Origin of the sequence: Pseudoalteromonas sp. BZB3, assembly GCF_040104455.1 — a bacterium.
Taxonomy (GTDB): domain Bacteria; phylum Pseudomonadota; class Gammaproteobacteria; order Enterobacterales; family Alteromonadaceae; genus Pseudoalteromonas.
This window is the reverse complement of record NZ_JBECOS010000013.1, coordinates 228847-241416: the sequence shown is the minus strand read 5'-3', so window position 1 is coordinate 241416 and position 12570 is coordinate 228847. Positions and strand designations below refer to the sequence as shown.

Annotated in this window: 10 protein-coding genes; 3 read left to right on the top strand and 7 right to left on the bottom strand. The window is 40.5% G+C overall.

Going from position 1 to position 12570, the window contains the following annotated elements:
• Window positions 1–115 precede the first annotated feature (115 nt).
• The 3 genes from yeiP to ABMY35_RS15710 form a co-directional block, all read right to left on the bottom strand.
• Window positions 116–688: an elongation factor P-like protein YeiP gene (gene yeiP / locus ABMY35_RS15720; protein ID WP_058031736.1), complete on the bottom strand. Its 573-nt coding sequence runs from the start codon at window positions 686–688 to the stop codon at window positions 116–118.
• A 142-nt stretch (window positions 689–830) separates the two neighbouring features.
• Entirely contained in the window at window positions 831–1184 is a 354-nt protein-coding gene (locus ABMY35_RS15715) for a hypothetical protein (RefSeq protein ID WP_349287082.1), read from the bottom strand.
• 105 nt (window positions 1185–1289) lie between these two features.
• Window positions 1290–1856, bottom strand: a complete 567-nt coding sequence (locus tag ABMY35_RS15710) for a uracil-DNA glycosylase family protein (RefSeq protein ID WP_349287081.1) — start codon at window positions 1854–1856, stop codon at window positions 1290–1292.
• A gap of 747 nt (window positions 1857–2603) precedes the next feature.
• Here ABMY35_RS15710 and ABMY35_RS15705 point away from each other — a divergent pair.
• Together ABMY35_RS15705 and ABMY35_RS15700 are read left to right on the top strand one after the other, a co-directional pair.
• Entirely contained in the window at window positions 2604–3056 is a 453-nt protein-coding gene (locus ABMY35_RS15705) for a YaiI/YqxD family protein (protein WP_349287080.1), read from the top strand.
• Window positions 3053–3592 carry a hypothetical protein gene (locus ABMY35_RS15700; RefSeq protein WP_349287079.1) on the top strand — a complete coding sequence of 180 codons (540 nt, stop codon included), beginning with the start codon at window positions 3053–3055 and terminating at the stop codon, window positions 3590–3592. Before ABMY35_RS15705 ends, ABMY35_RS15700 begins: the two co-directional genes overlap by 4 nt.
• A gap of 245 nt (window positions 3593–3837) precedes the next feature.
• Here ABMY35_RS15700 and ABMY35_RS15695 read toward each other — a convergent pair whose 3' ends face one another.
• Genes ABMY35_RS15695 through ABMY35_RS15680 form a run of 4 tightly spaced genes read right to left on the bottom strand, consistent with a single transcriptional unit; the run spans window position 3838 to window position 9684 of the window.
• Window positions 3838–4521 (bottom strand): class I SAM-dependent methyltransferase, encoded by a 684-nt coding sequence (locus ABMY35_RS15695; protein ID WP_349287078.1) that lies wholly within the window; start codon window positions 4519–4521, stop codon window positions 3838–3840.
• 1 nt (window position 4522) lies between these two features.
• The gene (locus ABMY35_RS15690) at window positions 4523–8179 is read right to left on the bottom strand and encodes an AAA family ATPase (RefSeq protein ID WP_349287077.1); all 3657 of its coding nucleotides are present in this window, start codon (window positions 8177–8179) and stop codon (window positions 4523–4525) included.
• Window positions 8176–9390, bottom strand: coding sequence for an exonuclease subunit SbcD (sbcD, locus tag ABMY35_RS15685; RefSeq protein ID WP_349287076.1), 1215 nt, complete (start codon window positions 9388–9390; stop codon window positions 8176–8178). Before sbcD ends, ABMY35_RS15690 begins: the two co-directional genes overlap by 4 nt.
• A gap of 54 nt (window positions 9391–9444) precedes the next feature.
• Entirely contained in the window at window positions 9445–9684 is a 240-nt protein-coding gene (locus ABMY35_RS15680) for a hypothetical protein (RefSeq protein WP_058031728.1), read from the bottom strand.
• Between the two features lie 453 nt (window positions 9685–10137).
• On the opposite strand from ABMY35_RS15680, the gene ABMY35_RS15675 reads away from it, so the two are divergent.
• Window positions 10138–12570 (top strand): M1 family metallopeptidase, encoded by a 2433-nt coding sequence (locus ABMY35_RS15675; RefSeq protein WP_349287075.1) that lies wholly within the window; start codon window positions 10138–10140, stop codon window positions 12568–12570.

The window sequence follows — 12570 nt, the reverse complement described above, 5'->3', positions numbered from 1 at the left end:
ACAAATAATAAAATAGGTACGGATTCTATCAGGAAAGACACAAAGGTTAAAGTTTTGTTAAATCGAAGTGGGCAAAATTATTGGCTACGGTTAATAAAAACCGCAGCCGAAGGGGTTAGCTATCTGCACGACCCATGAATTTTTTCTCGTCAGTGTTAATTTTGATTTTGTCACCTGTAGAAATATGCTCTGGTACTTGAACAATTAAACCTGTCGTTAATGTTGCTGGCTTTGTACGTGCACTTGCTGAAGCGCCTTTAATTGAAGGTGATGTGTCTTCAATAACTAGCTCTACGCTCGATGGTAAGTCGATAGAAACCGGCGAGCCTTCAACTAAAACAGCCTGCAAGCCTTTTGTCTCTTCGTTAATAAATAGTACTTGCTCAGCAATTGAAGACGTATTGATGTTATATGGTGTGTAATCTTCTTCATCCATAAATACGTGTTCTTCACCGTCGATATAAGAAAGCATAACCGGGCGACGAACTAAATCAGCCAGATTTAGCATTTCTTCAGCTTTGAAGGTTTCATCAACTTTGCCACCTGTCACAACATCGTACATACGCATACGGTATAAACTTCCACCAGCACGACCCTGAGGTACTGAACGTTCGATATCACGCACAATCATTACGCGACCGTTATAGTCAATGGCATTATGTTTTTTTATTTCACTTGCCTTAGGCATGGCTTTTGTCTCTTTGAAAATAAATTTGCCAAAAACTAACATGAAGTCACTAAAACGCCAAGTACAGAAGGCAAGAGATATATAAAAGGAAGAGAGAAGGGAAGTAAGTTGGCTAATTGAATAGCCAACTTATTAAAGTAAGTTAATTAACTGCGTCTAATTGCTCTAGCAGTGTTTCTTTTCTGAGTAGACCAAAACAAACAACACTCACGACCGCAAAAATACCGTACATAGATAACACATAAACCCAGTCATTTTGCTGTGAGAACAAAAATACATTCGTTCCATCATTGATAACGAAAATATTGATCAGTGAAAAAAGAAATACTAAATTGAAGTAGACATATTTGCCTGAACTACTTGCATAAGCCCCTATAAACATTGCGAACAAGCTTATATAAAAGCCGATACACGACAAACCACCTGTCATATTGCTGGGGTAAAAGGCCATCAGTGATAATAAAACAGCACACCAGCCAGTAACCTTGTTGAGCATATTCTATCCTTGAGAATGTACTTGTTAAAATTTGTAACCATGTGTAATGCCAAATAAGTATGTATTGACTTATCTAAAAAAACAACGCCTTTTCGTTAAAATTATTTAACTAGCGATTAACTTCTGTATTTGTTCTTTTAACTCAGGCACTAACGCTTGTTCGAACCAGGGGTTTTTAGCACGCCAAGGCTGGTTTCTTGGGCTGGGATGAGGCAAAGCAATAGACTCAGGTAGCATAGATGACCATTGCTGAACTTGCAGTGTCACTGATTTAAAATCATTACAATAATAACGCTGTGAATACTGACCAACTAATATGTGTAATTTTATCTGTTTAAAATAATTTTGTAGTGGCTGCCGCCAAGTTTGTGCACATACCTTCGGTGGGGGTAGATCACCACTTTTTCCTTTACCCGGATAACAAAACGCCATCGGTACAATGGCAAATAAGTCAGGATCATAAAACTGTCTTTCGGTTACTCCAAGCCAGTCTCTGAAGGTTTCGCCACTTTGATCGTTGAATAACTTTCCTGTTTGATGAACTTTCAAACTAGGGGCTTGCCCTGAGATCAAAATTTTAGCAACCGGTGAGGCTTGAATAACAGGTCGAGCACCGAGAGGGAGTTCATCGTCACAAAGTCGACATGCCTTAATTTGGTCAATTAAATTCATATTCTCTTACTAGTAGTTCATGTTCAGATCGTTATTTTACTAAGTTAATTTTAATTAAGGGCTATAAATTTTGCTAAAAAAGTAAATTCATTAACTAGAGGAGTGCTATAGCTAAATACCTTCAACTTTTACCCTTATCAATCTAGTTACTTTAATCCTATTTATAACAATCCACTATTTTATTGGGCCATACAGATCATGATTTTATCAACTTAAGCGTTAGCTGTACGACAACGCTTAACTCTTACTGAAAAAACACCTTCTATAAAGAAAAGTTATTAGTACTTAGGTATTGATAACACTTTCTGGATCATCATTTTACTAAGCTAGTTAGTAAAATGATGATCTTTCGAGAACTAAAAAATCATCTCGTTAGTTAAAATATGATCTAGAGTTCTAAATTAAGTAATTAAACACAAATTTAGTTAGTAAAAATATGATCTCAGAATTAATTAGGAGACTTCAGTAAGTAAAATCGTGATCTGTTACAAAGCCAGTTGGTAAAAACCTGATCTTGATAAAGTATCATTAAGCTTAACGTCTTTTTAGTTAGTAAAAATATGATCTCAACACCCTTGTTGGGCAAAAAATACTTCGCTACTTTAAGAGCTTCTATGAAAATACGATGACACTGAGCCTCATAAGCTATATTCAATCTAAGTGTAAAGGGGGTTTACACTTGCTGATTTAGGTTTTATTGGTATCATCGTCTCTCACACCAGATTTTTACTAACTCAGAGTCTATTTATGCATATTTGGGTCGATGCGGACGCGTGTCCTGCTGTTATCAAAGAAATACTTTTCCGCGCGGCTGAGCGCACTAAAACACACACAACACTGGTCGCAAATCATAGTATGCGCGTCCCAGTTACACAATATGTTAATTTGCTCCAAGTGAGTAAAGGCTTTGATATTGCTGATAATGAGATTGTAAAAAGAGTTAAAAAGAACGATTTGGTTATCACTTCTGATATTCCTCTTGCTGCAGAAGTACTAGAGGAGGGCGCTTTTGCATTGAGCCCAAGAGGTGAAAAGTTTACTGAGAACAACATCAAACAAATCCTTAATATGCGGGATTTTATGGACACTATGCGAAGCAGTGGTGTAGAAATGTCAGGAGGTCCTGCCAAATTAAGCAGCACCGACAAACAAACATTCGCCAACGCCCTTGATAGCCTGCTAGCACAACACAGATCATGAAATTATCAACTCAGGGATTAGGGGTAAAAGAGGGCTTAATCGCAATCTATGTTGAAAACCCGCCCAACATGTCTGAACACCACAATTTTCAAACAATACAATCGCTTAGCAAAGGTGAGATCGATATTATAAACCAAGCATGTGGTAATGGATGGCGCAAAGTTTTCAACGTTTATGCAAAAATTTTGGCTGAGTGGCAGCACCCAGATCATCATTTTACTAACTTTAAGCGTTGGCAAGACTACCGAGACAAAGTACTGCTTCAAGGGCATAGCCAAGAGGCGCTGCTCTTTAGCCCGCCAAACTTCTCTGAAAAAAATTATAAATTTCATGTTATTGCAGGTAGAACATATGCCAAAAAATTACTCCGAGATCACATTTTTACCAACTCTTTAATATGGCTAGATGAGGAGTTCGCGATCGATAAAGTTAGTAATTTAGTGATCTGTCCGTATTTAGACTACAGGCAACTAAGTAATATTAAGATAACTCGGCTGGTAGACCTCTTAACTGAGCTAGAACGCACAAGTACTTAAAACTCATACCAATCCGCTTAACTAAGTGGTCTTTTTTGAGGCAAGAAAACCTTGTTGGTAGCACCACTCACGCGTCCTGCTATCGCTGAGGTACCTACATCCATGTAGGCAAGGCAAATATTTCGTTATTTAGTTGTTCTCGGCAATTGCTCCTGCATTGCCCTACCTTCTGCACCCATGCAGTCGTAAATGAGAAATCTTTAACGTAGCTATCATCAGGTTTAATCCCTCAAAATGATTAAGTGTTATTGCGGATTGGTACCAGTGCGCTTATTACAACTTACCCCAGTAAAACCAAGCGCTTTAAAGAAAGGGTGGGGGGCGTTGAAACCACATTCATCAAGTAATTCACTTAAACGCATTCGATCAAGTGGATGAAACTCATGTTCTAAGTTGTGCCGCATACGAGTCAGCCCTATTTCTGTTAAACCCAGAGTACGACAAAATACTAACTGCGCCTCTCGTTCAAACTGGGTTTCTGGCTTCATAAGGTCAACAAGAAATAAAGGCGCACTTGGTTTTAAAACACTATTAATCTGATTTAAAAGCATTTTCTTTGCACCGTTATCTTCTATGAAGTGTAGAACTAGCAAACATAGGGCACAATCAACGCGCTCAATTAGAGACGTTAACTCACCACATTGTATTTTTACCCTATGACTTAGGCCCAAGTTAGTAAAATTTTGATCTGCGATAGCGAGCATGTCTGCTGAAACATCTTGCACAATAAAAGACCAAGTAGGATTAAGCTTAGCTAATTCAATAACTTCTTTACCTGTGCCTGCTCCCACAATTAGGATGTTCGCTTCATCAGGAAACAGCACTTTTAATTGTGCAGCCGCCAAACCATGTAGTAACTCGTAGCCAGGTACGAGTCGCGTGATCCTTTCGTCATATTTGATGGCTTGTTCACCTTTAAAATCAGGCATATTAAGCACCTTTTATTAATACGTTCGAATAACCGCCGGGCTGTTTTTTAACTTGTACTTGTGTGGCAACACGTTCTGACATTTCACTGACGTGCGAGATCACCCCCACTTTTCTACCCTGTGCTTGCAGAGCATCTAAAGCATCTAGCGCCACACTTAAGGTTTCAGGATCTAACGTGCCAAAGCCTTCATCAATGAATAACGAACCAATATTTACTTTGTTTGAAGAAAGTGAAGCCAACCCTAGCGCCAAAGCCAGAGAAACTAAGAAAGATTCACCACCAGAAAGCGTATTCACAGAGCGCTGCTCATCGGCCATATCTTTATCAATGATAGCAATATTCAAAGAGTGGCCTATCACAGTCAGGCGATAGCGCTTAGACAAACTCGCTAAGTGTTGGTTGGCATATTGCAGTAAGATTTTTAATGTTTGAGTTTGCGCTATATTACGCAGCTTTTTACCCGTGGCATCACCCAATAACTTATCAAGTAAGTGCCAATGTTCATACTTAGCTTGTCGCTTATTTAGCTTTTGCTGCTCAGTTGCCAATTTTTCAACATTTTTGTGATGTTGTTCAAGCTGCGTGTTCACACTCAGCCAGTATTGTTGCGTTTGTTGAAACTGAGTCTCTAAAATTACTAACTGCTCATTAATTTGTTGCTCTGATAGCTCAGTAAGTGCCTTCTCTAAATGAGTACTCAAGGTCTCTTTTAAATGACTTAGCTTGCCTGATAGCTCTACTTTGCCATGCGACAACTGTTTAAACTCAGACAAGGTTTGCTGAATGTCCGCTTTTGGAAGCTTGAGTAAGTAAGAAACTAGCTCTTCATTCAAGTCAGCATAGATCTGTGACTTTTCATTGAGCCATTGTTCAAAGCGCGACTCAAGTGCGGCTTTTTGAGTTAGTAAAATCTCGATCTGCTCAGCTATATTGGTCAGATCTTTTTCTTTATCTTTTTCAGCCTGCAAGATCTGCTTCAATTGTTCAGAGCAAGCATTTAAATCATGTTGCCTTGCTTTTAATTGTGACTGACACTTTTCTTGCCATTCATCAGCGGTGATCTCTTGTGGTAAACGCTCAAACCTTGCTTGCTCAAAACTCAATTTCTCTGAGCGCGCATTTTTAACTGTGCTGTTAATGCCGTTTACCAGCTCAGAAACATTCACAGCTGATTCTTGTAAATGATTCAGCTGCAGCGTTAATGCTTGTTGAGACTGCTGAAGTTGAGCGAGTTTCTCTTTATTATTTTTAAACTCATCAACCGCTTTTGTTAAAGAGGCCAAAGCATCTTGTGGGGCACTTTCAAACTGCGCCCACCATGTTTCATCGGCATAATAATCACACGCTTTTTGTTGCGCACGGTTTATTTCTTGCGAAAGTTGAGTAAGTGTATTTTGCTGTTGTTCAATCTGATGAGAAAGCTCAGTGGCTTGCTGTGTAATGGCATTTAACTGCGCTTGTTGTTGCTCAAACAACTTTTGCTGTTCTTGTTGAGTGTGCCACGCTTTTTGCAATTGCGACTGAAGACCTGTGAAGTGCTGTTGCTGCTGTAGAAGCATTTGTTGATGATCTAAACATTGCTGCAGCGACCACCCTTGGTATTCGCTAAACTGTTCAAGTTGTCCTTGAAGCTCAGATGCTTTGCTCGTTAAACGCTGATGCTGTAGTTTGCTTTCTTGATATCTAGCGTTCACTTTTTCAAATTCAGTTAAATGAACTTGGCTACGTTGCATTGCTTGTTCGTAAGCTTGTTCAGCCTGCTTGTGTTGAGTAGCAAAGTCATTTAGTAAGTTTGCCCAATGGCTATCAATATGATCAACCGCGTAGGGATGCTCTTTTGAGCCACAGACCATACATTCATGACCAGGCTTTAGATCTACACGTAATGCGCTGATGCTCTCGCTAGCACGAAGTTGAACTTGCGTTAAGTTATCCCGAGTCACTTGTACCCGTTGCTTACTTAGCTCTTTTTGCTGCTCTGTATCTGCCATTTGCACTTCAATGGCTTGTTTCTTTTGGAAGTTACTTGCCATTGAAGATTGTTGTTGTAACTGCTCCGCACTGATATCTGAAATGTGCTGCATCAAAGCAATCACGTGTTGCAGCCGCTGAGCCGCTGATTGCAAATCATCGATGTTTAACTGTTCAACTTGCTGCTGGAGTACATCAATTGACGATTGCCCCGAAATCAATTGTGATTGTAATTGTGATAACCCAGACTTGAGCGGCTCTGCTTGTTGGGCGTTTTCTTGATGCTGCTTTTGCACATGTTGCAATGAAGCGCGCGCACACTGAGACTGAGACTGTTTATCTATGATGTCATCTAACAAGCCTTTGAGGTGAGACCAGTTTTCAACTGTACTTTGTAAGCTGTTATTGGCAGTTAATAACGACTCTAATTCATGACTTTGTTGCTGTACTTGTTGTAATTGCGTATTGGTATTTTGCTGTTCTATTGAAAGCTTAGCCTGCTGTTGCTCAACCTCACTCTGCTGCTTTAAGACCTGCTGTAATATTGAATCAGCATTCGCGATTTTCGTATCTAGTTGCCGAACTTCGAGCAGAACACTTTGCTGCTTTGTTACATAGACTTCGGTTTGTTGTAGCGCATTAGACGCCTTATTCGACGCGTCTTGTGCTTGCTGGATTTGCACAGCAAAGTCTTTTTCTTTGAGCTCGTTTTGCTTTAACTCGAGTGCACTTAAATTATTTTTTGTCACCACCCATTGTTGACGATTATCGGCAATCTCAAAAGCCGCTTGTGCTTGCTCTGCTTCATTAAAGGCATGTGCTTTTTCTGTCAGTTTCGCGTCTGTTTCTTTAATAGTCTGCTCTGTTTGCACTAATTGAGTTCGCAATTGTGTTGATTCTGAAAGCCATTGCAATGACGACTTGTGCTGAGCTTGTTGCGCTCTTAATTCATCTAACTGCTGTTGGTGATTTTGCGCCTCAAGGGTTAATTGCTCAAGTTGCTCATCGGTTAATAACACATAGGCACTTAAGCTATCTTTTAACTGTTCCAGCTCTGCTTTCTTTTCTTTATGTTTTTCAAAGATCAGCTGACCAATACGACTGAATTTATCGGTCGCAGTCAAACACTCTAATAATTGCGCGCGTTCATCACTACTTGCTTTTAAAAATGCGGCAAACTCATGTTGAGCAAGTAAGACGGTACGGGTAAATTGATCAAAGCTAAGACCGATTAATTGCTCGACCGTTTTAAGCGCCGCGCTTTTATGGGCCAACAAGGTTTCATCACTGAGGCGAATAATCTCATGCTCTGGTGTCTTAAGTTTACCTGTGACTTTTTTACGCGCTCGGGCAACAGACCATTTTGCTAAATAACGCTCACCATCTTGACCTAAAAAAGTCACCTCTGCTGAGCCTCTAGCACAGCCTCTACGAAGTAAGTTTCTTGGGTCGTTTAATTTAATGTCATCACCATTAAACGACACCGTGTTTTTTAAGTCATTTTTTAAACGGGCTGTTTTTGCATAGAGGGCTAAACAAATAGCATCTAACAGGGTGCTTTTACCAGCGCCTGTGTCACCAGTAATGGCAAATAATCCGGCTTGCTCTAAGGGCGCTTTTTCAAAATCAATATCAGCGTGGGTAATAGAAGCTAAATTTGTGATTGTTATTTTAAGTAATTTCACGCGTTTTGCTCCTCTTCCATGTCATTTAATACCTCAGCTAAACAATCAGCTAAGTTTGTAGGTAAGTCCTGCTCTGAATCGACCTGCTGCTTAAAAACCATATCTAGCAAATCGAGGGGGTTTAATTTTTCGACTTGACCTAAATCTTGGAAAATCATTTCATCGTCATGCTTTTGCACATCTTGAACGCGCTCTATACCACAAAACAAGATGTCTTTGTCTTTTAGGCTTGATGATATCTTTTCCCTAAACTGGCTATCGGTCTCGCTGGCATTAAGTCGTAAGCGAAGATAAGGACTTGCTTCGTACGACTTTAAATCTAGCTGTTCGATTTCATCGCACAGTGCATCAATATCCGCCCCTCCTTGTTTAGGAAGCACTATCAGCTCTCTAAGCCTTGGTGTGTAAAGGGGGTTTACGCTCACGCATGCTTTTCCATTAAATTCACACACGAGTACTTGGTGTTGATAGTTTTTTTCTGAAAATGACATCGGCATAGGCGTACCGCAATATCGCTTTGCGTCGCATTTTGCTACCACTTGAGCTTTGTGAAGATGACCGAGCGCAACGTAATCGGCCTTGTCAGTAAACACCTCAGCTGTTACCGCATCAAAACCGCCGATGCTGATATTCCGTTCTGAATCTTCACTAATGGTGCCGCCTTTGGCGTGCAGGTGGCCCATAACAATAATAGGGACGGTGTTCTCTTCGCACAGTTCAACCACCGATTGGTAAGCTTGCGCCACACCTTGTTGGTAAGCTTTATCACTTTGTGTATCTAGCGTGACATCAGCAGGGCGTATGAAAGGCATTGCAACCACTTGTGCCTTACCCTTTTCAGTTTCAATATTTACTAAACAAGTTGCTGGGGCTGCTTTGTCATATCGGCCAACAACATGCGTATCAAATTGTTTTAAAAGAGGTTTTGCGGTCTCAATGCGATTCGCAGAGTCGTGGTTGCCTGCAATAATGACAATATGCAATTCAGGACATGCCTGTTTGGCTTGCTTTATAAATTGGTAAAGTTGTTGTTCAGCAGAAGAGGGAGGGGTTGCTGTATGATAAATATCACCGGCAACAAGCAATAAATCAATCGCCTGTTGTTGTAATGTTGTCACCAACCAATCAAGAAAATGCTGATGCTCTTGAACACGGTGATGTTCGTAAAACTGTTGACCTAAGTGCCAATCAGAAGTGTGCAATACTTTCATGTAGCGCTCCCTTTCGCATTGAAACGCTACTATAACACCGCTTTAAGTATTTGTTTAACGGGTAATTTGCCACCAAATAAAGGCAACAACAGGCAAAGCCAGTAAAAATAACAAAACTGGAGTTTTAAACACTTTCGTTTGCTTATTCTGCAACACTTCAAGTGCTGACTTTTCATTACAAGCGGCAACTTTATCAACATAAAAGTAGCCATCTTCTAAATATTGTTTGCAATTTTGTTCATCAGCCGGAATAGCCACCAGCTTGTCTTGCTTTTTCAGGATGTAGAAATCCATATTGCTCACCACATTTTACTGTAAACGGGTACACTATACAGAGCAAAACTAACGCCAACTTTTTAACGTAACTATTTGCTCAAAAATCAAAGAGCGCGAATTTAAAAATAATTCGCAGTAAATATCAACAGTCAAACTAAGGTTTTTTGATCAAATTTGTTAATACCCAGCATAAACCACCAAAATAAACCCAAGATGAATTAGCTGCTGTTGTTTTCTGCTCATATTTTCGTTGATATCGATGAATTTCGAACTTGTACTTTAGTGGAACAAAACGTCCAAAAAGTCACTAAAAAACATTAAAATGTTACTTTATCTCAATTTAATTGCATTTTCTTGATGCTTTTGCGACGCTCAATTTGTTATGCAAATGCAAAACATTATCTCGTTCACAAACTTACAAAGAATAGATAAGTACTGAACAACCATATCTTGGGTAGCTAGGAAAACATAATGAAAAAAATAACCAGTGCCTTGTCACTGTGCATACCGCTTATGGCATCGAGCTTAGCGGTTGCTAGTGCTGTTGAGCAAACAAAAGGCAACTTTGTAGATAAGTTTCGTCAATTAGACGAAATACTGCCAACACCAAACGTCTACCGTAACGCAGCAGGTGAGCCAGGTGAACGTTACTGGCAACAAAAAGTCGATTACGACATAGACGTTGTATTAGACGAAAAACAGCGCCGTTTAACCGCTGAGCAAAGTATCGAGTACAAAAACAATTCACCTTACACGCTAAAATATCTTTGGATGCAACTAGACCAAAATATTTTTAAGCAAGACTCACTTGCTGAGCGAAGTGCTACATTTAAAAATAGCCTGCAAAGCAATCCTGCAGCAAAACCAGCAAAGATCAGCTTAAACCAGCTTCGTCGCCAACAATTTATGGATGACACTGAGCTGGGTTTTGTGATCAGTGATGTCAAAGACGAAGACGGCAAGCCACTAAAAGTTACGATTGTCGATACTATGATGCGTATCGATTTGAACGAGCCATTAAAGCCAGGCAAGTCGACAGAGTTCAGCCTTGATTTTGCCTTTAACATTGTTGAAGAAGATGCCGTTGGCGCGCGCTCGGGCTATGAACACTTCGAAGAAGATGGCAACGACATCTTCTTACTGGCGCAGTGGTTCCCGCGTCTTACCGCTTTTACTGACTATGAAGCTTGGACAAATAAAGCATTCCTAGGTCGTGGTGAGTTTACACTGGAATTTGGTGATTATGATGTAGAGATCACCGTACCTGCAGACCATATTGTTTCATCAACAGGTGAACTGAAAAACGCCAAAAAGGTACTGACAAAAACACAATTAAAGCGTTTAAAAGAAGCAGAAACTGCAAAACGCCCTGTGTTTGTTGTGACTGAAGAAGAAGCGATTGAAAACGAAAAAGCAGGCACAGACAAAACCAAAACTTGGCATTTCGAAGCTGAAAATGTACGCGATTTTGCTTGGGCATCCTCTCGTAAGTTTATGTGGGATGCCAAAGGCTATCAACAAGGAGGTAAAGAACAGCCACTAGTGATGGCGATGTCTTTCTTCCCGAAAGAGGGCGGTGATCTTTGGAAAAAATACTCAACTGAGTCTGTGATCCACACCATGGAAGTGTACTCTCGCTTCTCATTTGATTACCCATATCCTGTTGCTCAGTCAGTGAACGGCCCTGTAGGCGGTATGGAATACCCAATGATCACCTTCAATGGTCCGCGTACAGAACTAAGAGATGATGGCTCACGCACTTACTCACAAGCCGAAAAGCGTTTCTTGATTGGCGTTGTGATCCACGAAATTGGTCACATTTACTTCCCGATGATCGTTAACTCAGATGAGCGTCAATGGACTTGGATGGATGAAGGCCTTAACAGCTTCTTAGATGGTGTCGCTGGCCGTGAATGGGATCCAAACATTCCTTGGGGTGTAGAACCGCGCGATATCGTGCCTTACATGAAGTCTCAAAACCAAGTGCCGATTATGACGCAGTCTGACAGTGTATTAAACCTTGGTCCGAACGCTTATACCAAACCTGCAGCGGCACTGAATATTCTGCGTGAGGTGATTTTAGGGCGTGAACTATTTGACTTTGCGTTTAAAGAATACTCGCAGCGCTGGAAATACAAACGTCCAACCCCAGCTGATTTCTTTAGAACTATGGAAGAAGCATCTGGTGTCGATTTAGACTGGTTCTGGCGTGGCTGGTTCTATACCACAGATCATGTTGATATCTCACTAGACAAGGTTTATCAATTACGTATTGATACTAAGAACCCAGACATTGACTATGCACGTTTACGTGAGTTCGAACAGAGTAAGCCTATGTCATTGTTCAACAAGCGTAACCAAGAAGAAGGCCGCGAGCTTTGGATTGATAAAAACAAAGACGTATCTGACTTCTACGATGACAATGACCGCTTTACTGTGACTAATAAAGAGCGAAATGCGTATCAGAGCTTCTTAAAAAAACTGAAGCCTTGGGAGCGTAAAGCCCTTGATAGAGCAGTTGAAGAAGACAAAAACTATTATGTCATGGAGTTCAGCAACCTAGGTGGCTTGGTGATGCCAATCATTTTAGAACTTACGTATCAAGACGGTTCGACTGAAGAGCGTATGCTACCGGCTGAGATTTGGCGTCGTAGCCCGAATAAAGTGAGTAAGTTAATCATCACAGACAAAGACAAGCCGTTAAAGTCTATTGTGGTTGACCCTCGCTGGGAAACTGCCGATGTCGACATTGAAAATAACCATTACCCGCGTCAAATCATTCCTTCTCGTTTAGAAGTGTATAAGCGTAAGAAGAGTTCAGCCAAAGTGCGTCGTGATATCATGCATGACATCAAAACTGAGTTGAAAAAAGATGACAAAGACGAAAAAGAGAAGAAGGATTAA